This window comes from Actinacidiphila sp. bgisy145 (assembly GCF_057708125.1).
This window is the reverse complement of record NZ_JBYIRL010000047.1, coordinates 33,615-58,168: the sequence shown is the minus strand read 5'-3', so window position 1 is coordinate 58,168 and position 24,554 is coordinate 33,615. Positions and strand designations below refer to the sequence as shown.

25 protein-coding genes are annotated in these 24,554 nt (G+C 72.6%); 14 read left to right on the top strand and 11 right to left on the bottom strand.

What is annotated here, in order from left to right; genetic code table 11:
- Positions 1 to 100: 100 nt before the first annotated feature.
- On the bottom strand, positions 101 to 1,432 hold the full coding sequence (locus AC3ERT_RS31615; protein ID WP_435130706.1) for a DUF3500 domain-containing protein: 1,332 nt from the start codon (positions 1,430 to 1,432) through the stop codon (positions 101 to 103).
- Positions 1,433 to 1,733: 301 nt separating this feature from the next.
- On the opposite strand from AC3ERT_RS31615, the gene bioD reads away from it, so the two are divergent.
- On the top strand, positions 1,734 to 2,471 hold the full coding sequence (gene bioD, locus AC3ERT_RS31610; protein ID WP_435178254.1) for a dethiobiotin synthase: 738 nt from the start codon (positions 1,734 to 1,736) through the stop codon (positions 2,469 to 2,471).
- A 72-nt stretch (positions 2,472 to 2,543) separates the two neighbouring features.
- On the opposite strand, the gene AC3ERT_RS31605 is transcribed toward bioD, so the two are convergent.
- Entirely contained in the window at positions 2,544 to 2,915 is a 372-nt protein-coding gene (locus tag AC3ERT_RS31605; RefSeq protein WP_335972362.1) for a fic family toxin-antitoxin system, toxin component, read from the bottom strand.
- On the bottom strand, positions 2,912 to 3,148 hold the full coding sequence (locus AC3ERT_RS31600) for an antitoxin (RefSeq protein ID WP_335972363.1): 237 nt from the start codon (positions 3,146 to 3,148) through the stop codon (positions 2,912 to 2,914). Before AC3ERT_RS31600 ends, AC3ERT_RS31605 begins: the two co-directional genes overlap by 4 nt.
- A gap of 115 nt (positions 3,149 to 3,263) precedes the next feature.
- On the opposite strand from AC3ERT_RS31600, the gene AC3ERT_RS31595 reads away from it, so the two are divergent.
- From AC3ERT_RS31595 to mug, 8 genes are all read left to right on the top strand, one after another.
- Entirely contained in the window at positions 3,264 to 3,686 is a 423-nt protein-coding gene (locus AC3ERT_RS31595; RefSeq protein WP_435130708.1) for a GNAT family N-acetyltransferase, read from the top strand.
- 188 nt (positions 3,687 to 3,874) lie between these two features.
- Positions 3,875 to 5,218, top strand: coding sequence for a hemolysin family protein (locus AC3ERT_RS31590; protein ID WP_435130709.1), 1,344 nt, complete (start codon positions 3,875 to 3,877; stop codon positions 5,216 to 5,218).
- Positions 5,215 to 6,231 carry a hemolysin family protein gene (locus AC3ERT_RS31585; protein ID WP_435130710.1) on the top strand — a complete coding sequence of 339 codons (1,017 nt, stop codon included), beginning with the start codon at positions 5,215 to 5,217 and terminating at the stop codon, positions 6,229 to 6,231. The genes AC3ERT_RS31590 and AC3ERT_RS31585 overlap by 4 nt, the downstream gene beginning before the upstream one ends.
- 279 nt (positions 6,232 to 6,510) lie before the next feature.
- Positions 6,511 to 8,223 (top strand): aa3-type cytochrome oxidase subunit I, encoded by a 1,713-nt coding sequence (gene ctaD / locus AC3ERT_RS31580; protein WP_335973015.1) that lies wholly within the window; start codon positions 6,511 to 6,513, stop codon positions 8,221 to 8,223.
- Positions 8,224 to 8,258: 35 nt separating this feature from the next.
- Positions 8,259 to 8,618 (top strand): hypothetical protein, encoded by a 360-nt coding sequence (locus AC3ERT_RS31575; protein ID WP_435130711.1) that lies wholly within the window; start codon positions 8,259 to 8,261, stop codon positions 8,616 to 8,618.
- Positions 8,619 to 8,707: 89 nt separating this feature from the next.
- On the top strand, positions 8,708 to 9,586 hold the full coding sequence (locus AC3ERT_RS31570; RefSeq protein ID WP_435130712.1) for an SGNH/GDSL hydrolase family protein: 879 nt from the start codon (positions 8,708 to 8,710) through the stop codon (positions 9,584 to 9,586).
- Positions 9,587 to 9,626: 40 nt separating this feature from the next.
- A complete protein-coding gene (gene purB / locus AC3ERT_RS31565; RefSeq protein WP_435178252.1) occupies positions 9,627 to 11,060 on the top strand; it encodes an adenylosuccinate lyase in 1,434 nt (477 codons plus the stop codon).
- Positions 11,057 to 11,662 (top strand): G/U mismatch-specific DNA glycosylase, encoded by a 606-nt coding sequence (gene mug / locus AC3ERT_RS31560; protein ID WP_435130759.1) that lies wholly within the window; start codon positions 11,057 to 11,059, stop codon positions 11,660 to 11,662. Before purB ends, mug begins: the two co-directional genes overlap by 4 nt.
- On the opposite strand, the gene AC3ERT_RS31555 is transcribed toward mug, so the two are convergent.
- A complete protein-coding gene (locus tag AC3ERT_RS31555; RefSeq protein ID WP_435130714.1) occupies positions 11,634 to 12,587 on the bottom strand; it encodes a LysR family transcriptional regulator in 954 nt (317 codons plus the stop codon). The genes mug and AC3ERT_RS31555 overlap by 29 nt on opposite strands.
- Positions 12,588 to 12,745: 158 nt before the next feature.
- On the opposite strand from AC3ERT_RS31555, the gene AC3ERT_RS31550 reads away from it, so the two are divergent.
- Both AC3ERT_RS31550 and AC3ERT_RS31545 read left to right on the top strand, forming a co-directional pair.
- On the top strand, positions 12,746 to 13,489 hold the full coding sequence (locus AC3ERT_RS31550; RefSeq protein WP_435130715.1) for an SDR family oxidoreductase: 744 nt from the start codon (positions 12,746 to 12,748) through the stop codon (positions 13,487 to 13,489).
- Positions 13,490 to 13,648: 159 nt separating this feature from the next.
- On the top strand, positions 13,649 to 14,806 hold the full coding sequence (locus AC3ERT_RS31545) for an ROK family protein (RefSeq protein WP_335972372.1): 1,158 nt from the start codon (positions 13,649 to 13,651) through the stop codon (positions 14,804 to 14,806).
- Between the two features lie 149 nt (positions 14,807 to 14,955).
- Here AC3ERT_RS31545 and AC3ERT_RS31540 read toward each other — a convergent pair whose 3' ends face one another.
- Positions 14,956 to 15,720 carry a GntR family transcriptional regulator gene (locus AC3ERT_RS31540; RefSeq protein WP_335972373.1) on the bottom strand — a complete coding sequence of 255 codons (765 nt, stop codon included), beginning with the start codon at positions 15,718 to 15,720 and terminating at the stop codon, positions 14,956 to 14,958.
- A gap of 288 nt (positions 15,721 to 16,008) precedes the next feature.
- Here AC3ERT_RS31540 and AC3ERT_RS31535 point away from each other — a divergent pair, with 288 nt between their 5' ends.
- Together AC3ERT_RS31535 and AC3ERT_RS31530 are read left to right on the top strand one after the other, a co-directional pair.
- The gene (locus tag AC3ERT_RS31535; protein WP_435130716.1) at positions 16,009 to 16,755 is read left to right on the top strand and encodes an SDR family oxidoreductase; all 747 of its coding nucleotides are present in this window, start codon (positions 16,009 to 16,011) and stop codon (positions 16,753 to 16,755) included.
- A gap of 181 nt (positions 16,756 to 16,936) precedes the next feature.
- Positions 16,937 to 18,418, top strand: coding sequence for an NCS2 family permease (locus AC3ERT_RS31530; protein ID WP_335972375.1), 1,482 nt, complete (start codon positions 16,937 to 16,939; stop codon positions 18,416 to 18,418).
- 602 nt (positions 18,419 to 19,020) lie between these two features.
- Here AC3ERT_RS31530 and AC3ERT_RS31525 read toward each other — a convergent pair.
- The 6 genes from AC3ERT_RS31525 to AC3ERT_RS31500 all read right to left on the bottom strand — a co-directional run bounded on the left by AC3ERT_RS31525 (position 19,021) and on the right by AC3ERT_RS31500 (position 23,031).
- Positions 19,021 to 19,293, bottom strand: a complete 273-nt coding sequence (locus tag AC3ERT_RS31525; protein ID WP_435130717.1) for a hypothetical protein — start codon at positions 19,291 to 19,293, stop codon at positions 19,021 to 19,023.
- A 32-nt stretch (positions 19,294 to 19,325) separates the two neighbouring features.
- The gene (locus tag AC3ERT_RS31520; RefSeq protein WP_435130718.1) at positions 19,326 to 19,817 is read right to left on the bottom strand and encodes a hypothetical protein; all 492 of its coding nucleotides are present in this window, start codon (positions 19,815 to 19,817) and stop codon (positions 19,326 to 19,328) included.
- 44 nt (positions 19,818 to 19,861) lie between these two features.
- Positions 19,862 to 20,128, bottom strand: coding sequence for a hypothetical protein (locus AC3ERT_RS31515; RefSeq protein ID WP_435130719.1), 267 nt, complete (start codon positions 20,126 to 20,128; stop codon positions 19,862 to 19,864).
- Positions 20,129 to 20,345: 217 nt separating this feature from the next.
- A complete protein-coding gene (locus tag AC3ERT_RS31510; protein ID WP_435178250.1) occupies positions 20,346 to 20,735 on the bottom strand; it encodes a hypothetical protein in 390 nt (129 codons plus the stop codon).
- A gap of 82 nt (positions 20,736 to 20,817) precedes the next feature.
- Positions 20,818 to 21,684 carry a hypothetical protein gene (locus tag AC3ERT_RS31505; protein ID WP_435178248.1) on the bottom strand — a complete coding sequence of 289 codons (867 nt, stop codon included), beginning with the start codon at positions 21,682 to 21,684 and terminating at the stop codon, positions 20,818 to 20,820.
- Positions 21,685 to 21,933: 249 nt separating this feature from the next.
- Entirely contained in the window at positions 21,934 to 23,031 is a 1,098-nt protein-coding gene (locus tag AC3ERT_RS31500; protein ID WP_435178246.1) for a barstar family protein, read from the bottom strand.
- Between the two features lie 182 nt (positions 23,032 to 23,213).
- Here AC3ERT_RS31500 and AC3ERT_RS31495 point away from each other — a divergent pair, with 182 nt between their 5' ends.
- Positions 23,214 to 24,551 carry a GNAT family N-acetyltransferase gene (locus AC3ERT_RS31495; RefSeq protein ID WP_435178244.1) on the top strand — a complete coding sequence of 446 codons (1,338 nt, stop codon included), beginning with the start codon at positions 23,214 to 23,216 and terminating at the stop codon, positions 24,549 to 24,551.
- The last annotated feature ends 3 nt before the right edge of the window (positions 24,552 to 24,554 follow it).

Here is a 24,554-nt window from a genome sequence, read left to right as displayed (position 1 = left end):
CGCCTGACCGCCAGCCTCACCGCCCGCCTGACCGCCCGGCCGCCGCTCCGGTGTGCGGCACCGCAGCGGCGGCCGGGCGGCGGGGTAACCGGCGGCGGGGCTACTGGTGGTGGGGCGAGGTCAGGTAGTGCTGGCGCAGCAGATCGCGGCCGTAGTCGTTGCCGTTCGGCGTGCGGACCACGGAGTGGACGTGCTGCTGGGTGGGGCCGTCGGCACGGGTCTTGCCGTAGGCGCCGCCGAGCGGGCCCGCGGCCTGGCAGTCGACCTCGATCCACAGCACGGGGCTGTGCACGCGCAGGTAGAACGGGTCATCGTCGCCCGTGCCGCCGATCCAGGCGGCCCGGGTGTCGGCGAGGTGGCCGCGGATCTCGGCCATCTTCGCCTTCGCGAGGTCCGCCTTGCCGCGTGCGACGAAGACCTCGACCACCGCGAGGAGCTTCTCCTGCTGCGCGGGGGTCAGTTCGGTCGCCCGGATGCCGGCGTACGCCTCGACGGCGTTGTCCGCGAAGGCGCCCGCTTTCATGTCCTCGTCCGCCTTGCTGGACGAGATGACGGCGACCTTCTGCTGCGCCGCGGTCAGCGACTGGGCGAACGCCAGGCTCGCCTCGAGCTCCTGGGTGCAGACGCTGACAGTCTCGCCGTCGATCTCCAGCGAGGTCGGCTCGGTGCCCCAGAAGCAGGGGCTCATCACCACCTGGTCCCCGAGGACGAAGTAGTTGACGACCAGGTGGTGCCCGTCGAACTGGAAGCCCCACGGCTCGGTCGCCGAGGGCGTGCCCATCACCGTCCAGTAGTAGAGCACGTCGTTGAAGGTGTCGCTGTTGCCGACCAGGGTGCCCGCGGCCAGGTTGATCCGGCGGATGTTCTCCGTGGTCTCCAGGCCGTCCGCGCTCAGCGCCGCCCGCAGCAGGGCGGTGCCCAGGGCGTTCTGGTCGTCTGTCAGGTCGGCCAGCGAGACGCCCTGCCGCTTGAACCCGCCCGGGTCGAGGTTGCTCCACAGCCGCCACTCGGTGGAGTGGATGCCGAACTGCGTGGCGGACTTCTGGTCGTCGGTGAGGGCGGCGAGGAACTTCTCCGCCGCGGCGATCACCGGGGCGGTGGCGACGTGCTGGGAGTGGACGGTGAACAGGTCCCGGACGAGGCTGCCGTCGGTGGTCAGGCCGAAGAAGTCCTCGGTGATCGTCTGGTTGCCGACGCCCCCGCCGCCCGCGCCGGGGCCTCCCGGGGCGCCGGTCGCGGTGGGCGTGGCGGTCGGGCTGTCCGTCGGGGTGGCGGTGGGCGTCGCGTCGTCCGCGAACGCCTTCGCGGCCGTGGCCCCCATGGTGGCGAAGGCCGCCACACCGCCGGCGGCGAACGCCCTGCGCATGAACCCTCGCCGGCTGTCGGCGTGCACCTGGGTGCCTTCGGTCGGGGCGTTCTCGCTGTCGGCCATTGACCGCTCCTTATCGTTGGGAGTCCTTGGGAGCCCTTGGGCGCCCTTGGGACGTGTGAGGCGTCTCGTTGGGGAGGGGACCCTGGGGACTCTGGTCAAGAAGAATGAAAGGGACCTTAAAAACCGGTGAGATAACGCCCGAGGACGGGCCGGCCCGGCAAGTTGACGGAAAATCAACGGTCCGGAGCGCGGCCGCGACCGGTCCGGCGGCCGCCCGCGGCCGACGCCGACGGGAGACCCCGGTTTGTGCGGGGCGGGGGGTGGGCGTGCATGCTGGGGCTTTCCGAGGGGAGTTGCAGGCATGGCGATCGTTGTGGTGACCGGGACCGGCACCGAGGTGGGCAAGACGGTGGCGACGGCCGCGGTCGCGGCCGCGACCCTGGCGCAGGGGCTGAGCGTGGCGGTGCTCAAGCCGGCGCAGACCGGCGTCGCGGAGGGTGAGCCGGGGGACGCCGCGGAGGTGGCGCGGCTGGCCGGCGAGGTGACGGCGGTGGAGCTGGCGCGCTACCCGGAGCCGCTGGCGCCCGCGACGGCGGCGCGCCGCTCGGGCCGGGCCCCGATCACCCCGGCGGAGATCGCGGAGGCCGCGGCGAAGCTGTCCGCCGTCCATGACGTGGTGCTGGTGGAGGGCGCCGGGGGCCTGCTGGTCCGCTACGACGAGCAGGGCTCCACGCTCGCGGACGCGGCGGCGCTGATGCACGCGGGTGTGCTGCTGGTCGCGCCGGCGGCGCTGGGCACCCTGAACGCGACGGCGCTCACCGCGGAGGCGCTGCGGGCCCGCCGGGTGAGCTGCCTCGGGGTGATCATCGGCAGCTGGGCGGCCGAACCGGGGCTGGCCGAGCGCTGCAACGTCGCGGACCTGCCGGAGTCGGCGGGCGCGCCGCTGCTCGGGGCACTGCCGCAGGGCGCGGCGGCCCTGTCCCCGGCAGACTTCCGCACCGCGGCGCGCGACTGGCTCGCCCCGCAGCTCGGCGGGGTCTGGGACCAGGCCGCCTTCGCGCGGGTGTACGGCCCGCTGCAGCCGGTCGCGCAGGGGTAGGGGTACGCAGGGCTACGGCTACGGCTACGGCTACGGCTACGGCGGTACGGTCCGGGTACGGTGCGGGTGGCGTCAGCGCGTCCAGGCGCGCAGTTCGGCCGCGATGCCTTCCACGCCGACCCCGCCGTCCTTGATCAGGCGGGCCAGGTCGCGGACGCGTTCGGGTGACGTGGTGACCTTCAGCCCCTCCGCGACGAGGTAGGCGTAGGCGACGGCGGTGGCGAACAGCGCGTTGGAGCGTTCCAGGGCCGGGATGTGCATCAGCAGTTGGAGGAGCGCGGCGGCCCGCAGGTGCTCGTCGTCGTACACGGGGCGGCCGAATATCTCGGCGCCGTGCCGGCTCACGGCGGCCACCAGCGCGCCCCAGTCGGTGACCTGCGGGTCCCCCGGTGTGTTGTGCTCGGCGACCATCAGCAGCCACGCGAGGTCGATCCGCAGGGTCAACGGGCGCCTTCCCCGGTGCGGGGGGCGGCGTCGAACTCCTCGTCGAAGACGGCTTCGTAGCGCTTCATGAAGTCGGCCGCGGCCTCGACGAACGCCCGGCCCTTCTCCCCCTCGTCCTGGCGGACGAGCTCCTCGATGTAGCGGTTCACGCTGATGCCGCGCTGCGAGGCGCGTTCCCGCGCCGTCTCCGCGGTGGCTTCGTCCACCCGCACATTCAACTGGGTTTTCGCCATGCGTCCACGCTAGCGCCGGGGCGCTAGTAGCGGCAAGACCGCGCTGGGCCGGTGCCGCGTCTCGCATGGCGGAAATGGTGGGGGCTCACGGGGGTGCGGCTGCTTGGGTGGGGGGATGAACGATCTTCGGATACGGCCGGCCGGCGCGGCCGACGCTAGCGCGGTGCTGGCGTTCTGGCGGGTCGCCGCGGAGGGGACCAGCATCAGCGACGACGAGGCGGGGGTGGTCGGGCTCGTCACGCGCGACCCGGAGGCGCTGCTGCTCGCCGAGCGGGACGGGGTGCTGGTCGGCTCGGTCATCGCCGGGTTCGACGGGTGGCGGTGCCACCTGTACCGGCTGGCCGTTCACCCGGACGCCCGCAGGCAGGGGGTTGCCCGGGCGCTCCTGGCCGCCGCGGAGGAGCGGTTCCTTTCGGTCGGGGGGCGGCGCGGTGACGCGATGGTCCTCGTCGCCAACGAGCGGGCTCAGTACGCCTGGCGTGCGAGTGGGTATCTTCCGGAGGAGCGGTGGCGGAGGTGGACCAAACGGTTGCGCTAGCCCTTCCCCCGGCCCACCCTGCCGCCCGGGGTGCCCCGTCCTGTGAAACCCGGACCCGACCCCGGTGGACGGCTGGCCGCGCAGTTGCCCGCGCCCCCATTCGCTCGGCAGATTGCTCGGCCGTTTCCCGGGGCGGCGGGGGTGCGGAGGGGTGGGGGTGGGGGTGATCATGGGGGCGAGGTGGTGGGATGACGGAGACGGTGCTGGTGGCGGTGGCGGTGCTGCTGACGTTCGTGTGCGGGGGGTTCGTCGCGGCGGAGTTCTCGTTGACGACGGTGGAGCGGGGGGAGCTGGAGCGGGCAGCGGCGGGCGGGGAGCGCGGGGCGGGGACGGCGCTGGCGGCGGTGCGGTCGCTGACGGTGCAGCTGTCGGGCGCGCAGCTCGGGATCACCGTGACGGGCCTGGTGATCGGGATGCTCGCCGAGTCGTCGGTGGCGAAGCTGCTGCGCGGCCCGCTGCGGGCGGCGGGCCTGCCGGCGTCGGCCGCGGCGTCCCTCGCCCTGGTGCTGGGCACGGCGTTGTCGACGGTGGCGCTGATGGTCATCGGCGAGCTGATCCCGAAGAACTGGGCGATCTCGCGCCCGCTGGAGGTGGTGAAGACGGTGGCGGGCCCGCAGCGGGCGTTCAGCACCGCGTTCGGCCCGCTGATCCGGCACCTGAACAACACCGCGAACCGGGTGCTGCGCCGCTTCGGCCTGGAGCCGGCCGAGGAGCTGGCCTCGGCGCGCGGCCCGCAGGAGCTGCGCGCGCTGGCCCGGCACTCGGCGAAGGCGGGCGCGCTGGAGCAGGACACCGCGGAGCTGTTCGTCCGCACCATCGGCCTGGCCGACCTGACCGCGCAGAACGTGATGACCCCCCGGGTCCAGGTCACCGCGCTGGAGGCGCGCGCCACCGCCGAGGACGTCGCGAACGCCACCCGCGCCACCGGCCTGTCCCGCTTCCCGGTCTACCGCGGCACCCTCGACACGGTCGTCGGCACCGTGCACATCAAGGACGTGCTGGCCGTACCGGGCGAGCGCAGGGCCCGGGTGCCGGTGACCGACCTGCTGCGCGAACCGCTGCTGGTGCCGCACTCCCTCGCCGTGGACCGGCTGCTCGACCGGTTCAGCAGCCGCCGCTCGATGGCGGTGGTGATCGACGAGTACGGCGGCACCGCGGGCGTCGCGACGCTGGAGGACATCGTGGAGGAGGTCGTCGGCGAGGTGCGCGACGAGCACGACCCGTTCGAGGCGCCCGAGCTGCGCCTGCTGCGCGAGGACCCGCTCGGCCGCCGTACCTATGACGCGGACGGCGCTGCCCGCACCGAGGACCGGCTGGAGCGGATCGGGCTGCACGCGCCGGACGGCCCGTACGAGACGCTCGCCGGTCTGGTCGCGCACCGGCTCGGGCGGATTCCGCGGCGCGGCGACACCGTCGAGGTGGACGGCTGGCGGATCGAGGTGACCGACGCGAGCGGGCGGCGGGCGGCCCGCACCCGGCTGGTCTCCCCGCCGAGCGCACCGGAGGACGACCCGGGCGGGCCGGCCCGGTGACCGCCGTCCAGCTGGTGGTGGGCCTGCTCACCATCGTGGCGAACGCCTACTTCGTCGGCGCCGAGTTCTCCCTGATCTCGGTGCGCCGCGACCAGGTCGAGCCGCGCGCCGAGGAGGGCGACCGCCGGGCGCGGCGGGTGCTGTGGGGCCTGGAGCACGTCTCGCCGCTGCTGGCCGCCGCCCAGCTGGGCGTCACCGCCTGCACCCTGGTGCTGGGCATCGTGGCCGAGCCGGCGATCACGCACCTGTTGGAGCCGCTGTTCCACGCGGCGCACGTGCCGGACGGCGCGGTGCACCCGGTGTCGTTCGTGATCGCGCTGGCGGTGGCGACCTATCTGCACATGCTCTTCGGCGAGATGGTGCCGAAGAACGTCGCGCTGGCCGACCCGGTGCGCTCCGCGCTGCTGCTGGGGCCGCCGCTGGTCGCCCTGACCCGGGCGCTGCGCCCGCTGATCTTCGCGATCAACGCGCTGGCCAACGCCGGACTGCACCTGGTGCGGGTGGAGCCGCGCAACGAGATCGCCGCGGTCTTCTCCGACGAGGAGCTGTCGCGGATGGTGGTGGACGCGGGGGCGGCCGGGCTGCTGGACGAGCGGGCCGCCGAGCGGCTGCGGGACGCGCTGGAGCTGGGCCGGCGGCCGGTCGGCGAGGTCGTCCTGCCGGCGGAGCAGGTGGTACGGGTCCGGCTGGGGGTCACCGCGGAGGAGTTGGAGGCGCTGGGCGCCCGAACGGGCCTGTCCCGTTTCCCGGTCGCCGACGACGACGGGCGGGTGCTGGGCTACCTCCACGTCAAGGACGCCCTGGACGCCGAGGAGCGCGACGAGCCGCTGCCGCGGTCGGCGCTGCGCCGAATCCCCCGGCTCGCGGCCGCCACGCCGCTCGACGACGCGCTCACCGCGATGCGGGCCGCGCGTGCGCACCTGGCGGCGGTCGTGGACGCCGGCGGGCGCGGGGTCGGCCTGGTGACGATGGCGGACGTCCTCAAGGAGCTGGTCGGCCGGGGCCGGCCCTGACCGCACCGCCTCCCCCGTTTCCCGCCCACCCGCTCCACCCGCTCCTGCTTCTACCCGACTAACGGGCTTTTCGCCCTAGCCGACTATTGATCAACCCGGCTGACCTGTCGGCGCGGCCGCTTCTGCGCCCGCCGCGGCCGTTGCCATGCTTCGCCTACGGCCGGGTCGCGGGCGGGCGCCGCTCTTTGGCGCCGCCGGGTCCGCGGGGCTTCGTGCGGGCCCGTTCCGTGTTCTTTCAGGTCCATCTCAGGGAGTGATGACGTGGCGGCGGGCAGCACCATGGAGCCGGTCGGGGCCGACGAGGAGTACGCCGACGAGGTCCCGGCCCGGCGCAGACGCCCGGGCAGCGTTGTCGTGAGCTGGATGACGACCACCGACCACAAGACGATCGGCACGCTGTACCTGGTGACGTCGTTCGCGTTCTTCCTGATCGGCGGGGTGATGGCGCTGCTGATGCGGGCCGAGCTGGCCCGCCCGGGGATCCAGATCCTGTCGGAGGAGCAGTACAACCAGGCGTTCACGATGCACGGCACCGTGATGCTGCTGATGTTCGCCACGCCGCTGTTCTCCGGCTTCACCAACTGGATCATGCCGTTGCAGATCGGCGCGCCCGACGTGGCGTTCCCGCGGCTGAACATGCTCGCGTACTGGCTCTACCTGTTCGGTTCGCTGATCGCGGTGGGCGGTTTCCTCACCCCGCAGGGCGCGGCGGACTTCGGCTGGTTCGCGTACTCGCCGCTGTCCAACGCGATCAACTCCCCCGGCGTCGGCGGCGACATGTGGGCCATGGGGCTGGCGCTGTCGGGGTTCGGCACGATCGTCGGCGCGGTCAACTTCATCACCACGATCATCGGCATGCGGGCGCCGGGAATGACGATCTTCCGGATGCCGATCTTCACCTGGAACGTGCTGCTCACCTCGCTGCTGGTCCTGTTCGCCTTCCCGGTGCTCGCGGCGGCGCTGCTGTGCCTGGAGGCGGACCGGAAATTCGGCGCGCACGTCTTCGATGCGGCCAACGGCGGCGCGATCCTGTGGCAGCACCTGTTCTGGTTCTTCGGCCATCCCGAGGTGTACATCATCGCGCTGCCGTTCTTCGGGATCGTCAGCGAGGTGATCCCGGTGTTCTCCCGCAAACCGATCTTCGGCTACCTCGGGCTGATCGCGGCGACCATCTCCATCGCGGGCCTTTCCGTGACGGTGTGGGCGCACCACATGTACGTCACCGGGGCGGTGCTGCTGCCGTTCTTCTCCTTCATGACGTTCCTGATCGCGGTGCCGACCGGGGTGAAGTTCTTCAACTGGATCGGCACCATGTGGAAGGGCTCGCTGAGCTTCGAGACGCCGATGCTGTGGTCCATCGGCTTCCTGATCACCTTCCTGTTCGGCGGGCTGACCGGGGTGATCCTGGCGGCGCCGCCGCTGGACTTCCACGTCTCGGACTCGTACTTCGTGGTCGCGCACTTCCACTACGTCGTCTTCGGCACGGTGGTCTTCTCGATGTTCGCCGGCTTCCACTTCTGGTGGCCGAAGATGACCGGCAAGATGCTTGACGAGCGGCTGGGAAAGATCACCTTCTGGACGCTGTTCTTCGGCTTCCACGGCACCTTCCTCGTCCAGCACTGGCTGGGGGTGATCGGCATGCCGCGCCGCTACGCGGACTACCTGGCCGCCGACGGCTTCACCACCCTCAACACGGTCTCCACGATCAGCTCCTTCCTGCTCGGCCTGTCGATGCTGCCGTTCCTCTACAACGTCTGGAAGACGGCGAAGTACGGCAAGAAGGTCGACGTGGACGACCCCTGGGGGTACGGCCGTTCGCTGGAGTGGGCGACCTCCTGCCCGCCGCCGCGGCACAACTTCGTGACGCTGCCGCGTATCCGCTCCGAGTCCCCGGCGTTCGACCTGCACCACCCGGACATCGCGCACCTGGACGAGCTCACCAACCGGCCCGACGAGTCACTGACCGTGGCGCCGGGCGACAAGCAGCAGTAGCCGCCCAACGGCCCGACCACCGGACGGGAGCGCTCGTGCGCACGGACAGGAACGACCAGACGGAAGCGAGCGGGTACTCCGGGCTCGAACGGCTCGAGGGCTATCTGCTGTGGAACGCGGAGGTGGCCCAGGCCCACCGCGCGGCGGGCCGCTTCGCCGGCCATCTGCCGTGGCTGACCACGGCGGAGCGCGAGGAGGTCGAACGGGCCTACGTCGCCGACCGGTTGCTGCTCTCCCAGGAGACGCTGCACCGCATCGCCGACCGCGCCGCGGAACTGCGCGCGGAGTACACCGGGCGCTATCTGCTGCTGAAGCGGCGGTGCGTGGCGGCCGCCGTGGTCGGCGGCAGCGCGGCGGCGGGGGCGGCGGGCGCGGCCGCGTACCTGGCCAGGTGAGAGCGGCGGCGCTTGCCGAGGGGCACCGGCGGCGCCGGCCCGCGACCGCGGTCCCGCACCGCCGTACGCGCCGGTAGGATCTTGTCGCCATGCAGACGCCAGCCACCTTCTCCAGCCTCGTCGCCGTCGGGGACTCCTTCACCGAGGGCATGTCGGACCTGCTGCCCGACGGTTCCTACCGCGGGTGGGCGGACCTGCTCGCGGCACGGCTCGCCGCGGCCTCCCGGGAGGCGGGCGGCCCGGGGGTGCGCTACGCGAACCTCGCGGTGCGCGGCAAGCTGATCCGGCAGATCTCCGACGAGCAGGTGGACGCGGCGGCCGCGATGCGCCCGGACGTGATCACGCTGGTCGGCGGGCTCAACGACGTCCTGCGGCCGGGCTGCGACGTGCCGGCGGTGTGCGCGGTGCTGGAGAGCTGTGTGCGGCGCCTCGCGCCGGCCTGCGACCGCCTGGTGCTGATGCGCAGCCCGATCCGGCGCGGCCCGGTCGCCACGAGGTTCCTGCCGCGGATGCTGGAGCTGTTCGACTTCGTGGAGGCGCTGGCGGCCGAGCACGGCGCGGCCGTGGTCGACCTGTACGGGGCGCACGTGCTGGGCGACGACCGGATGTGGGCGGAGGACCGGCTGCACCTGACCGCGCAGGGCCACGAGCGGGTCGCGGAGGCGGTCTGGCAGGCGCTCGGCCTGCCCGCGCAGAGCGACTGGACCCGCCCGCTGCCGCCGGCGGTGCGCGCCGGGTGGGCCGCCCGCCGGCTGTCGGACGCGCGCTTCACCCGCACGCATCTGCTGCCCTGGATCGGCCGCCGCCTGACCGGCCGCTCCAGCGGCGACGGCCGCGACCCCAAGCGGGCGCAGCTGCTGCCGTACGAGGTGCCGCTGCCGGGGGCGGCGCTGGGTAAGGAGCCGCGTACGGGGCCGGGGGCGCTGCCCGGCGCTGCGCCGGACGCGGTGCCGGGCGCCGACGTCTGAGCGTCCGGGGCACCGCTCGCGACCAGTAGAATCAGCCCACGTGACAGCCAAGCCGCGTATCCCGAATGTCCTCGCCGGTCGCTATGCCTCGACGGAGCTGGCCGCCTTGTGGTCGCCCGAGCAGAAGGTGGTGCTGGAGCGCCGGCTGTGGCTGGCGGTGCTGCGCGCCCAGGCCGATCTGGGCGTCGAGGTGCCGGCCGGCGCCATCGAGGACTACGAACGGGTGCTGGAGCAGGTCGACCTGGAGTCGATCGCGCGCCGCGAGCAGGTCACCCGGCACGATGTGAAGGCCCGGATCGAGGAGTTCAACGCGCTCGCCGGGCACGAGCAGGTGCACAAGGGCATGACCTCGCGCGACTTGACCGAGAACGTCGAGCAGTTGCAGATCCGGCTGTCCCTGGAGCACGCCCGGGACCGCACGGTCGCGGTGCTGGCCCGGCTCGGGCAGCTCGCCGCGCAGTACGGCGAGCTGGTGATGGCCGGCCGCTCGCACAACGTCGCGGCGCAGGCGACCACGCTGGGCAAGCGGTTCGCGACCGCCGCCGACGAGCTGCTGGTGGCGTTCGGGCGGGTGGAGGAGCTGCTGTCCCGCTACCCGCTGCGCGGCGTCAAGGGCCCGGTCGGCACCGCCCAGGACATGCTGGACCTGCTCGGCGGGGACAGCGGCAAGCTCGCCGAGCTGGAGCGCCGGGTCGCCGGGCACCTGGGCTTCTCGCAGGTGTTCGGCTCCGTCGGCCAGGTCTACCCGCGCTCGCTGGACTACGAGGCGGTGACCGCGCTGGTGCAGCTGGCGGCGGCGCCCTCGTCGCTGGCGAAGACGATCCGGCTGATGGCCGGGCACGAACTGGTCACCGAGGGGTTCAAGCCCGGCCAGGTCGGCTCCTCGGCGATGCCGCACAAGATGAACACCCGTTCCTGCGAGCGGGTCAACGGCCTGATGGTGGTGCTGCGCGGCTACGCCTCGATGACCGGGGAGCTGGCCGGCGACCAGTGGAACGAGGGCGACGTGTCCTGCTCGGTGGTGCGCCGGGTCGCGCTGCCGGACGCGTTCTTCGCGTTCGACGGGCTGCTGGAGACGTTCTTGACGGTGCTGGACGAGTTCGGGGTGTTCCCGGCCGTGGTGGCGCGCGAACTCGACCGCTACCTGCCGTTCCTGGCCACCACGAAGGTCCTGATGGGCGCGGTGCGGGCCGGGGTGGGCCGCGAGGCCGCCCACGAGGCGATCAAGGAGAACGCGGTGGCGTCGGCGCTGGCGATGCGCGAGCAGGGCACCGAGCGCAACGAACTGCTGGACCGGCTCGCCGCCGACCCCCGCATCCCGCTGGACCGGGCGGCGCTGGACGCGCTGATGGCCGACCGGCTGTCGTTCACCGGCGCCGCGGCCGACCAGGTCGCGCAGGTCGCGCGCCGCGTCGAGGAGGTCGTCAAGGCCCACCCGCAGGCGGCCGCCTACCGGCCCGGGGCGATCCTCTGACCCCGGAGGAGGAGGCGCAGGCCCGCACCCGCGAGCTGCCCGACATCGTCGGGCCGGGGCTGCGGGTGCTGTTCTGCGGGATCAACCCCGGGCTGCTGTCGGCGTACCGGGGCGAGCACTTCGCCCGGCCGGGCAACCGGTTCTGGCCGGCGCTGCACGCCTCGGGCTTCACCCCGCGCCGGTACGCGCCCGCCGAGCAGCACGGCGCGCTCGCGCTCGGCTTCGGGCTGACGAACCTGGCCGGGCGGGCGACCGCGCGCGCCGACGAGCTGGCCGCGGCGGAGCTGGTGGCCGGCGGTGCGCGGCTGGCGGCGAAGGTCGCCCGGTACGAGCCGCGGTGGCTGGCGGTGCTGGGGGTGAGCGCCTACCGGGTGGCGTTCGCCGACCGGCACGCCGCCGTCGGCCCGCAGCAGCGCACGCTGGGCGCGACCCGCGTGTGGGTGCTGCCGAGCCCCAGCGGGCTCAACGCGCACTGGCCGCCGGCGGCGCTGGCCGCGGAGTTCGCCCGGCTGCACGCGGCCGCCTTCCCCGGCGCCCCGGGCTCGCCGCCGGGCGGCGTGCACCCGGGCGGCGTCAAGGGCGCGCGCCCACCGGCGGTGTGAGCAGGCGGCGCGCGGCGTCCACGAAGTCCGCGACGAGCGGGCTGCGGTCGTCCGCGCGGGCGGCCACAACGACCTGGCACGGCTCGATGCCGTCCACGGGCACCACCGCGAGGTCGTCGCGTTCGGCGCAGCGCCGGTCGTAGGCGGGCACCAGGGCCACCGAGCGGCCGTCCGCGACGCCTTCGAGCTTGTCCTCGAAGGTCTCGGCGAGCAGCGGGCCGAGCGGGGCCCGGGTGCCGTCGGGGTGGGGGTCGAGCCGCCAGAAGCCAGTCCAGGCCGCGGCCATGCCCGCGCAGGCGACGAGGGGTTCGCCGGCGAAGTCGTCCGGGCCGACCGACTCCTTCCCGGCCAGGCGGTGGTCCGCGGGCACCAGCAGCGCCCGCGGCTCGTCGTAGAGCACGCTGACGCGCAAGCCGTCGTCCGGGATGGGCAGCGGGGTGCGGGCGACGAGCACGTCGACCTTGCGCTCGGGCAGGGCGCGGGTCTCGTCCCAGTCCAGGTGCCGGGTGCGGACGTGGGCCCGCGGGTGGCGGCGGCGCACCTCCCGTACCGCGGCGGTGACGACGAGGTCCTCGACGTATCCGACGGTGACGGTGTGCTGCGGCCCTGCCGCGCGGGCGGCGCGGGTGGCCTGCCCTGCGGCTTGCAGGAGGGCCTGCGCCTGCGGCAGGAAGGCCGCCCCGGCCGCGGTGAGGGCGCTGCCCTGGGTGGTGCGGTCCAGCAGCCGCACTCCGAGGGTTTCTTCCAGCCGCTGGATCTGGCGGCTGAGCGAGGGCTGGGCGATGTGCAGTTCCTGCGCGGCGCGGGCGTAGTGCAGGTGCTCGGCGACGACGGTGAAGTACCGGACCAGCCGCAGGTCGAGGTCCGGGTCGGGGCCGGCCGCCTGCGGGCCGGGCGCCGCTGCGGGCTCGGTGGCATCGGTCATTCCGCCAGCGTACTCGTGATGCGGATCGCGTATGACGTGGTGCGAAACAGGTCTTGGACGCCCCCGTCCGGGCGGAGGTTGACTCGTGTCAGTCCCGCCGAGGCCGCTGCCCGGGGGACGTCGACCAGCAACCCACTCCTGAACCGAGGGTGTCCGCCATGGGCAAGTACACAGGCAAGAACGTCGTGATCACCGGAGGCAGCACGGGCCTGGGCCTGGCCACCGCCCGGCTCTTCGTGGACGGGGGCGCCCGCGTCCTGATCACCGGGCGCGGCCGGGACGCGCTGGACGCGGCCCGCGCGCAGCTCGGCGACCGGGCGGTCGCGGTGCGCGGCGACGCCTCCTGCCTGCCGGACCTGGAGGCGCTGGCCGACCGGGTGAAGGCCGAACTGGGCAGCGTGGACGCCCTGTTCGCCAACGCCGGCATCAACGGCTTCGCGCCCTTCGAGGCGACCGGCGAGGAGCTGTACGACCAGCTGATGACCGTCAACGCCAAGGGGCCGTACTTCACCGTGCAGAAGCTCGCCCCGCTGCTGGCCGAGGGCAGCGGCGTGGTGCTCACCACCTCGGTGGTCAACGTGCTCGGGATGCCGACGCTGAGCGCCTACGCGGCGAGCAAGGCGGCGCTGCGCTCCATGACCCGCAGCCTGGCCCGCGAACTGCTGCCGCGCAAGGTCCGCGTCAATGCGGTCAGCCCCGGTCCGATCGACTCGGGCATCCTGGAGAAGTCGATGCCCGTAGAGGCCGCCGAGCAGACCAGGGCGCAGATGGCCGCGCAGCTGCCGATGCTGCGGGTGGGCACCCCGGACGAGGTGGCCCGGGCGGTCGCCTTCCTCGCCTTCGACGCCACCTTCACCACCGGCGCGGAGTTCCCGGTGGACGGCGGCGGCTCCCAGTTGTGACGGCGGCGGTCACCCGGGCGCCTTGCGCCTGGTAACTTCGCCGGACGGCGGGTCGGCGCCGCGGGGGGCACGGCGGGCGGCGGGGCGGCGGCGGCACTCGCCGCGCGGCGCCGCGGCGGGTACGATCCGCCACACAGGTACAGGCTGGGAGGACACACCTTGGAGCGCCTCACCGGTGGGGACCCGTCGCTGCTCAGGCGGATCAACTCCGCGGTCGTCCTCCACGCCCTGCGCGGCGCGCAGACCCCCACCCTCACCGAGCTGGTGCACAGCACCGGGCTGTCCCGGCCGACGGTCGAGGGCGTCATCGAGGGGCTGACCGAGACCGGCCTGGTGGTCGAGGTCTCCCCCGAGCCGGGTGACACCCGCAAGCAGGGCCGCCCGGCCCGCCGGTTCCGCTTCCACGCCGAGGCGGGCCACCTGCTGGGCATCGAGATCGGCGCGCACCAGGTGCGGGCGGTGCTCTCCGACCTCAGCGGCCAGGTGCTCGACACGCTCGGCCACGACGTGGCGGAGGCGGCCGGCGCCGACGACCGGATCGACCGGGTCCGCGCCACCGTCGCCGACCTGCTGCGCCGGGCGGGCGTGGCGCGCAGCACCCTGTGGGCGGTGGGCGTGGGCAGCCCGGGCATCGTGGAGGCGGGCGGCGAGGTGCGGCTCGGCACCGCGCTGCCGGGCTGGACCGGGCTGCCGCTCGGCGAGCGGCTGCAACGCTCCTTCCGCTGCCCGGTGCTGGTGGAGAACGACGCGAACGTGGCGGCGGTCGCCGAGCACTGGAAGGGTGCGGCGGTCGGCACGGACGACGTGGTGTTCGTGCTCGCCGGGCTGAGCCCGGGTGCCGGTTCGCTGATCGGGGGGCGGCTGCACCGCGGTTTCGGCGGCGCCGCCGGGGAGATCGGCGCGCTGCACCTGCTGGGGCGCGAGGTGACCCCGGAGCACCTGCTGTCGACCACGGGGACCCCGCTGCACCCGCTGGACGAGCCCGCTGTGGAGCGGGTGTTCGCGCTGGCCCGCGAGGGCGACGTGCAGGCGAAGGACGCGGTGGACCGGTTCCTGCGGCGGCTGGTGCACGACGTGGCCGCGCTGGTGCTGGCGATCGACCCGGAGCTGGTGGTGGTCGGCGGCTGGGCGGCCGGCCTGGACGGCGTACTGGAGCCGCTGCGGGCGGAGTTGGCCCGCTACTGCCTGCGGCCGCCGAACGTGGTGCTGTCGGCGCTGGGCCAGGAGGCGATCGCCACGGGGGCGCTGCGGCTGGCGCTGGACCACGTGGAGGAGCAGTTGTTCGCGGTCGAGCAGACGTCGCTGCCGCGGCACTGAGCCCTTCGGCGGGCGGCTGCTCGAAGGGACCCGCCGACAAACGCTGACAGGCGCTCACAGACGCCGACGGCCCGCGCCTGTAGGGATACGGGAGCGGGCCGGCGGTGTCGGTCCGTACGGCAGCGGGCGCCGTGCGCCCGCGCGGTGGGTCAGGACGCCTCGCGGCTGCTGCCGGGCTCCTGGTGCAGCACCTCCAGCGCACCGGAGTCGCCGAAGGTGAGCCGGCAGGTGTCGGCGCGGTAGGTCGCCACGGAGGCGGCCGCGACGCGGCCCTGCGCGTAGTAGCGGGTGGTGAGCACCAGGACGGGCGCGCCGGGCAGCCGGTCGAGCTGCCGGGCGTCCTCCGCGCGGGCCGAGCCCAGCTCGACGGAGCGGTCCTCGCCCTCCAGCTCCATGGCGTGCAGTTCGCGCAGCACCGCGGGGCCGTGCTCGGCGGGGGTGAGCATCGCGGACAGGCCCGGCACCGACGCGTTCGGCACGTAGAGCAGTTCGGTGGCGACCGCCTGGCCCTGGATGACGCGCTCGCGGCGCACGGTGTGCACGGCCTCCTCGCGGCCGGTGCCGAGCAGCGCGGCGACCGCGGCGGGGGCGGCGGCCTCGACGCAGCCCACGGTGTGCCAGGCGTCGCGCACGGCGCCGGGCCACACGTTGGCCGACGGGCCGACGGACACGCCGATCCGGGGCGGGGCGACGGTGGTGCCGACACCGCGGCGGCGCTGCAACCGCCCCTCCAGCTCCAGTTGTTCGAGCGCCTGGCGGAGCGTGGCGCGCGCGACGCCGAAGCGCGCGGCGAGGTCCCGCTCGTTCGGCAGGATCTCGCCGACCTCGAACTCCGAGTCCAGGGCGTCGTTCAGCACCGTCTTGAGGTGCCAGTACTTCGGCTCCTGCACCGCTTCGAGCTGCGTGGTCCCCACCCTGTCCTCGCAATCGCCGTCATGTCGCCGTGTCGCTCTGATACCGCCGTGCGCCCGTCCGCTGCCGGACCGGCCGACGTCACTTCTTGTGAAGCCTTGTTTCCGAACCAGTCTTTATTAAAGGTCCTTGCACTACTAGGACGATAGAGGCGCGTCGCGAACTTGGTCAAGACCAATCCTCGAACGGGCGCAGGCCCGGCGGGGGCGGATACATGCGGCGTTCACGCACTGTTGGCGGTGTGCTGCAATGGCGTCGGCAGGCAGTGCGAGGGGACGAGGAGCGGCGCGATGGAGCAGGTCAGCGTGGTCACCGGCGGCAGCCGGGGCATCGGGGCGGCGGTGGTGCTGCGGCTGGCGGCGGCCGGCCACCGGGTCGTGATCGGCTACGAGCGGGCGCGGGACGCGGCTGAGGACGTGGCCCGGCAGGTCCGCGAGGCCGGCGGGACCTGCCTGGCGCACCAGGTCGACACCAGCGACGAGCAGCAGGTCGACGCGCTGTTCACCGCGGCGCGCGACACGCTCGGCCCGGTCACCGGCCTGGTGAACAACGCCGGGATCACCGGCCCGCTCGGCCGCTTCGCGCAGACCCCGGTGGAGGTGATGCGGCGGGTGGTGGACGTCAACGTGATGGGCGCGCTGATCTGCGCCCGCCGGGCGGCGCAGGAGATGTCCACCCGGTACGGCGGCAGCGGCGGCTCGATCGTGAACATCTCCTCGGGCGGGGCGAGCCTGGGCAGCCCGGGCGAGTACGTCCACTACGCGGCGAGCAAGGCGGCGGTCGACACCATGACGCTCGGGCTGTCGAAGGAGTTGGCCGAGGAGGGCGTACGGGTCAACTCCGTGCAGCCCGGCATGATCGTGACCGGTATCCACGCGGCGATGGGCGACCCGGAGCGGCCCTGGCGCAGCGGCGACCGCATCCCGATGCGGCGCCCCGGGCAGCCGGAGGAGGTGGCCGGGGCGGTGGCGTGGCTGATGTCGCCGGACGCGTCGTACACCACGGGCGCGGTGCTGCGGGTGGCCGGCGGGCTGTAGGGGTCCCCGGGGGGCGGTCGTCCGCGCGGCACAGGTGCGGGCCCGCGGCACAAGTGTTGACCTGAGCATGTCCGAAACCCGACGGTGATACGGGGTAACGCCGGGGAAACCCGCGCGGCGCCGCGCGGGGGCACAATCCGTGTGCCCCGCAACCGACTTCGGACAACTCCCAAGGAGCACCATGCCCGGTTCCGTCGCCGACGACGCCGTGAAGCCCGCCCCCGCGCCGCCCCCGGGAGGCGGCGCGCTGCTGGAGCGGTGGTTCCGGATAGCGCAGCGGGGCTCCACGCCCGGCCGGGAGATACGGGGCGGGTTCGCGACCTTCTTCGCGATGGCCTACATCCTGGTGCTCAACCCGATCATCCTGGCCGGCGGCACCCAGCACCCGGTGCTGGACAAGTACGGCCACCACCTCTCCTCGGCCCAGGTGCTGACCGTGACCGCGCTGGTGGCCGCGGTGATGACGGTGATCATGGGCGTCGGCGGCAACCTGCCGCTGGCCATCGCCACCGGGCTCGGCCTGAACGCCGTGGTCGCCTACCAGTTGGCGCCGAAGATGAGCTGGCCGGACGCGATGGGCCTGGTGGTCCTGGAGGGCCTGCTGATCTGCGTGCTGGTGCTCACCGGGCTGCGGCAGGCGATCATGGACGCCATCCCCGACGCGATCAAGAAGGCGATCGCGGTCGGCATCGGCATGTTCATCTGCTTCATCGGCCTGGTCGACGCCGGGTTCGTCACCCGCATCCCGGACGCCGCGGACAACACCACCCCGGTGCAGCTCGGCGGTTCCGGCACCCTGACCGGCTGGCCGGTGCTGGTCTTCTGCGTCGGGGTGCTGCTCACCATCTCGCTGGTGGCCCGGCGGATGCGCGGCGCGATCCTGATCAGCATCGTGGTGATGACCGTGGTGGCGCTCGTGGTCAACAAGGTCGCGGACATCCCGGACGCGGCCTGGGGCCTGAACCCGCCGAAGATGCCGCACAAGGCCGTCGCCACCCCGGACTTCGGACTGGTGGGCCACTTCAGCCTGTTCGGCGGGTTCCGCGACGCGGGCGTGGTGACCTGCCTGCTGTCGGTGTTCACGCTGGTGCTGTCGGACTTCTTCGACGCCATGGGCACCATCATGGGCATCTCCAGCGAGGCGGGGCTGCTCGACGAACGGGGCCGGGTGCCGAACATCGGCCGGGTGCTGTTCATCGACGGAGCGGCCGCCGTCGCGGGCGGGGTCGCCTCGTCCTCCTCCAACACCGCCTACGTGGAGTCCGCGGCGGGCGTCGGCGAGGGCGCCCGTACGGGGCTGGCGAGCGTGGTGACCGGCGCGCTGTTCGCGCTGGCGCTCTTCCTGTCGCCGCTGGCCGGGGTGGTGCCCTCGCAGGCGGCCGCACCCGCGCTGGTCGCGGTGGGCTTCCTGCTGATGGCGCAGGTCCGGTCGATCGACTGGACCTCGTACGACACCGCGATCCCGGCGTTCCTCACCATCGCGGTGATGCCCTTCACCTACAGCATCACCAACGGCATCGGCGCGGGCTTCCTGTCCTACGTGGTGCTCAAGACGGCGCTGGGCAAGGTGCGCGAGGTGCACCCGCTGGTGTGGGGCGTGTCGGTCTTCTTCCTCGCCTACTTCGCGATCGACCCGCTCCAGCAGGCGTTCGGCGTGAAGTGACCGGTGCGGCGGGCGACCGCCGCTGCGGCGTGCGCCGTCCGCGGTCCCCCGGAGGAGGGGGCCGGCGGACCGCGGACGACCTTCGAAGCTCCGACCGGGACGGGGGCGCCCGGTCGGAGCCGCTGGCCGGGCCGGTGCGCGACCGGCCCGTACCAAGACAACTCCGGCCATCCCGGCGGAGTTCCCGACCCGCGCGCATAAATGCGCGGGATTTTTCCCGGCCGGGGCACCACAAGCGGTGCAGGTCGCGGACCGGCGCCTCTTTGGCGCAACCTGAGCGAGGCTGCGGAACGGTGCGTCGCAGACCACCGCGAATGCCTGAGGGCCCTTGCGCCGGGTCCGGCCCAGGCTGACCCAGAGCCGCAGAAGTTCAAAGCCCCCTCTGGATCGCCCTGGCCGAGGGGGCACCGTCAAGCGCCTCGCCGACGCCGCCACCCCGGAAGACCTCTTCCATGGGCAGTGGCAGGGCCGGCCGTCCAAGCTCGACGCGTTCAAGCCCTACCTCTGGATGACCGCTGGAACCAGAGCCGCACGAACGCCTGGAAGGAATGGGAGGCGATCATGCCGCTCGGCTACCAGGGCAACTACCAGCGGGTTCGCGTCTACGGCCGGAGACCCTCACCGAAAGCGAGCGCCTTCGGATCAAGGCCGTTCTGGTCCACTGCCCCGAACTCGACGCTCTCACCGGCCACGTCCGCTCCTTCGGCCAGGTGCTCACCGAGCACCGGGGCGAACGGCTGCCGCAGTGGCTCGACACCGTCCGGCGAGACGACCTTCCCGGCCCCCACGCCCTCGCCGCAGGCATCGACCGCGACCGCAATGCCGTCATCGCCGGCCTCACCCTGCGCCGGAGCTCCGGCGTCGTCGAAGGCCACGTCAACAGAATCATTCTGTGGAATCAGCGATGTCAAGCCGTGTGCTTGTGCATCACGTCGAGGTAGTGCCGATCGCGGTGCGGAACGTGGTTGTCCCGACCAGGCAGGCTGAAGACAGCGCAGACCTCAGCGGGCTGGGTGAGGATGCTCGACTGCTCGTCGAAGGTGAGGACGGGGTTGACCTCGTGGTGGCAGCCTGCTGTGTCGAGGGCCGCAATCAGTTCCTCCTGGAGCACGGTGGCCTCGAATGACTTGGAATCAGGCAGGACGAGCGGCGGGAGTTTGGCGGTCGCACCAGGCCAGAGGTTGATCCAGATTCCGCTGACGGCGCGCTGCGTCACCACCAGCTGCAGCCCGTTCCAGGAGTAGGGGTAGCCGTCGATATCGGGTCCCTTCATGATGTGGGCAGGGTGCGGGCGCCCCGGGCCGAGAAGGTCCTCAGCCTCGGCCAGGAGCATTCCGCAGTTCAGGGGTCCGATCCGGCCGGTCCGGGCGAAGTCGACGAGCACGTTCATCAAGGTCACGGCAGTGACTGTGACACTCTCCCGGGTCTGTGCGCACTCCGGTATCAGCGCGGTGCGGGGCCTGTCCCGCCCTGTCGGACGTCGACGAGCGGCAGAAGGCGGGCTGTCGCCGGGATGTCCAGTTCGCGTGGTGTCGGGCGGTCGACGTCCTCCCGCTCGCACATCACCGGGTACTCGGCCAGCCTGTGGGCGTATGCGTCGATCGTCCTCGGCACCCGCCCGAGAACAGTCCATATCTGCCGCCACACCGCCGCCTGCTCAGGCCGGCCCAGCACCGGCCACCTCTCCGTCAGCACCATCGTGCCACTCAAGCCATCTCCCAAGTCCGTGGTTGCGCCGAGGAGAAATGATCACCCCGGACAGATTCCACGTAACTTTTAAGGTGCTCAAGCGTCAGATGTTCGGCCGAGCCGGCTTCGCCCTCCTCCGCAAACGTGTCCTGCTCTACTCATGAAGCATGCAGTCAGGGCATACAGGGGCGTCACTGACCCAGCGCCGTGCCGGCGCGCGCTTGAAGTCGCGGCACCGTCAGCGGACAGCCCACTCGTCCCTTGGGACGCAGTCATGCACAGTGTGAGCCCAGCCGTCGAATCGTGCGAAGACCGGTCGTGACAGCCGGATGTCGCCGACTCGTTGCACACGCACCATGATCCCGAGTTCGTCCGACGCGGCATCACCCTCGACAGAGATCATGGGACTCATGCCACGACCCTCCTGATAATCGTGGAACTGGTCCGTCAGCTCGGAAGGCACCCGACCGACCAACTGCATCCCGTCCATCGAGACGAGTGGTCCGCACAGTGCGTCGATGACTACGCAGGCCAGCCCGCCGGATTCCTCGTGGCTCATGCCGAAGCGGAGCGGGCCCACGTTCTTGAAGGGGGTGTAGTGCCATTGCACTCGATCGGAGTCGTTCACGACAGACCACATAGTCCGGCCATCTCACCACACGCCACTGACGTCAAAGGACGGCGGCACGTCCCTCCCTGCCATGCCAAGATCAGCTGCTGAGGTCGAACACCCCCCAGGTGGTGAACGGCTCGGCCTGGACGTAGATCCTGCTTCCTCGGCCGACAACCCGGCGACGGCCCGGGGCGGAGCCATCGGGCAGGGTGAGCAGGCAGATGTCCGTTGTCTCGACGGATGTTTCCATGATCTCTCCGTGCGCGAGTTGGTCCCGCCCGTCGCCGTAGCCGCCGTAGAAGGCGACCCGCTCACCGTGGACTGCCACCGCTTTGGCACCCCGTACGCGGTTCGCCCACACCCTCACAGGCCCATAGGTGCGGTCGGGTCGTATCTCGACAAGCGGGAAGTCCGTGTACGGGCACGCCCAGGCGGTGGTGCCCGACACATTCAGGGCGTAGCAGTCGAAGAGGCCGGGGATGCGGGCGTCGTCCGATGTCCAACCGAGTCGGCCGGTGGCGCTCCAGCTGCGGATTCCCACCGGGTTCTCGTCGAAGTGCCCGACCCAGATACGGCCGGCCTCGTCCACGAGCAGGTGCTCGATGGCGTCCCCGACGGAGAAGGACGAGGTCTCACGGCCGAGTGCGTCGAAGACCTGGACCTGGTTCGCGTCCTCGTATCGGCGGGCACGAGACGCGGCGACGACGAACCCGCCGTCGGGCAGGCGGTCCAGATGCGGCCAGCGGGCCCGCACGGCGCTCAGCTCGGTGAGTTCGGCGCTGCCGTCCGGATCGACGGAAACGACCAGCGCGTCAAAGGGCAGGCCATCGCCGCCAGGCTGCGGAACGCGTTCGGCAAGCAGCCAGTGGGCGGCGCCGAAAACGTCGACGGTACTGGTCAAGACGTGGCGGTCGTGGTGCGCATGGGGCAGCTGGGCGTAGGGAACGAGGGCGGTCTTCTGCACGATGGACTCTCCTGGGGGCGATCGGTCACTGCCAACGAGCACTGCGATGCGGCGACGGCGGTGCGCGAGCGGTGGAGAGCGGAGCGGGGTGCCTAGAAGGCACGGGCCTTTCTGGTTGTCATGAGGTGATCCTGGTCGACAAGCAGCCTTGGGACAAGCCATTTCAGGTGGAGCGGAGCGCTCCGGTTTGCACGGTTCGCCAACTGGACTGCCTGTGCAGAAAGAGCGTTACAGGGATCGGACAGCGGATCATGCCAAGGTGACGTCCATGCCGCCCTCGGCCAGGGTTTCAAGAACTGCGGTGAACAAGTCGTAGGGCTGACCCTCCGGCGTCAGGGCGTGGGACAGGTGCTCGCGCGCGGTCGCGGCGTCTCGCCAGAGCAAGGTGGCGGGGGCGGTGTAGCCGAAAGTGCCGCGCAGACAATCGTCGAGGGCGGCGAGGCAGCCGCCGAAGTAACCGCCGGGTCCGTTGACCGCTTCCCCGAGCGCCAGATAGAGAGCCGGTTCGTCGGTGATGTACCGGCCGTCGAGTTCGTAGGCGTGGCCGGCCGACCGGCCACGGTGGGATCGCAGGCAGGCCCGCTCGCGGACAAGGTCATGCCAGGCCCCGCGGCGGCGGGTGTCGAGGCCGGCCCAGGTGTTCACGACGGCCGGTGGTCCAGCGAGCCACCTCTCCCAGATCGGCCGAGCATATTCGGGGACCGGTGCGAAGCTGCCTCCGTCAAGCTCAAGGTCGATCAGGTCCGCTGCACAAGAGGATGGGCGCCAGGCGCTGACCGTGGCCCACAGCAGCCGATCGGTGAGCAGCTCGCCTCGGCCGTCCCGGATCTCCAGCGCGGCCTCCTCCAGATCCAGCGCCCGCCGGGTGCCCTTCGCCAGTGCCGCCCTGAGCCGATCACTCGGCGCGAGCCCCCGCAGGACCATTGGGGCAGGTATCTGCTCGGGGGACATGATGCGGGTGAACTCCCGGCAGGAGCCCAGCCAGCGATGCCCGTCGTGCACGCGAACGCGCCCCCTGTACCCCTCGGGCGGGCCTTCGTAGTCATTCAGGCCGGTAAGCACCAGACTGTCCGCCCCGACGCGCTGCCCCGGACTCTCCGCGTCCTCCAGCAGCCAGGCATCGTATGCCTCGTCCGCCGGCACCAGCCACACCCTGCTGCCGACCCACCCGAACACGCCGGATCGCTCCGGAACCCACCCGAACAACTCATACGTCCCGCGCCGGCATTCCGCGAACAGCCCCTCCACCTCGGCACAGACGCCCCAGACATGGCCGTGTTCGGTCTCGGTCAGCGCGTACGACACGCTCCCGCTTCCCTTCTCGTCCCCCTGCACAGCGGAAATCATGCCCCGACCGCATTCGGACGACCAGACCAGGACCTTCTCCGGCCAAAGCCGCAGTAGGCACCTGGAGAACCCTGGAACGCCCAGATCACCGCAAAGTCCGAGGTAACCGAAAAGAGCGCCCCTTTACCGTCCGGTCACGGTGTGTTCGTGATCGCGCAACACGGGTTCGGCAGGGTTGCCGTATGCCGCATTCGACCTCCGCTGCCTCCGCCCCCGCACGGCGCCGTCACAGGGGCCGTGAACTCGCCGTGATCGCCGCACTGGTCGCCGCCGGCCGCCGCGTACGGCGGTGGTGCCGCGCCGCCGCCGTGTCGTGGCCGGGGCGTCCGGCTCCTCTTCCGGCCGAGGTGGGGCCGGGGCCCGCGGCCGCGCTGTGGCGGCTGCGCACGACCGTACGCGACACGCCCGGCACGCTCGGCGCGGTGTGCACGGCGCTGGCCGACCGCGGGATCGACATCGTCTCGCTCCAGACGCACCCGCTGGCCGACGGCACCGTGGACGAGTTCCTGCTGCGGGCGCCGTCCGCGCTGCCGGCCACGGCACTGGCCGCGGCGGTGGCGCGGGCCGGCGGCGCCGACACCTGGCTGGAGCGCGCCGACGCCCACGACCTGGTGGACCTGCCCACCCGCATCCTGACCCTGGCCACCCGCACCGCGCTGGACACCGCCGAACTGCCGCTGGCGCTGCGCCGCCTGCTCGGCCGCTGCACCATCACCTCCACCCCCGCGGGGAGCCGGGACGAGCCGGGCGCGGAGACGTACGGCCAGGGACCTGCCGGGGAGCAGGGGCACGGCGGCGTCCGGTCGGCCGCGGAGGAACTGCCCGCGGTCATGCGGCTGCGCGACCCGGCCGGCGGTGTGATCACCGTACGGCGCGAGCAACCGCCGTTCACGCCCACCGAGTTCGCCCGGGCCCGGGCGCTGGTGGAGCTGGACGCGCGACTCGGGACGCGGGTGCCGCCGCACCGGGCCGCCGCCGCGCTCCCCCACGGCCACCGAGGTCCGCAGGGCGGCGAGGTCACGCTGCGCCGCGTCGGCCCGGAGGACCTGTCCGCGGCCCGCGCGATGCACGCGCGCTGCGCCCCGGCCACCCTCGCCCGCCGCTACCACGGCCCGGTCGGCGACGCGGACCGCTACCTCACCCACCTGCTCGGCCCGCGCTTCGGCCGGTCCCTGGCGGCCGAGACCGCCGACGGGCGCCTGGTCGCGCTCGGCCACCTGCTGTGGGACGGCGAGGAGAGCGAGGTGGCGCTGCTGGTGGAGGACGCCTGGCAGCACCGCGGCATCGGCACCGCGCTGCTGCGCGGGCTGGTCGAACTCGCCGCGGACGCCGGCCGGTCGAGCGTCTACGCGGTGGCGCAGGCCGCCAACACCGGGATGACCGCCGCGATGCGCGCCCTGGACCTGCCGCTGGACTACCAGGTCGAGGACGGCACCGTGGTCGTCACCGCGACGCTGCCCGCCGCGGCCGACGGCAGTCCCGCGCCGCTGCCGTGGACGGTGACCGACCACCGCCCGTGACGC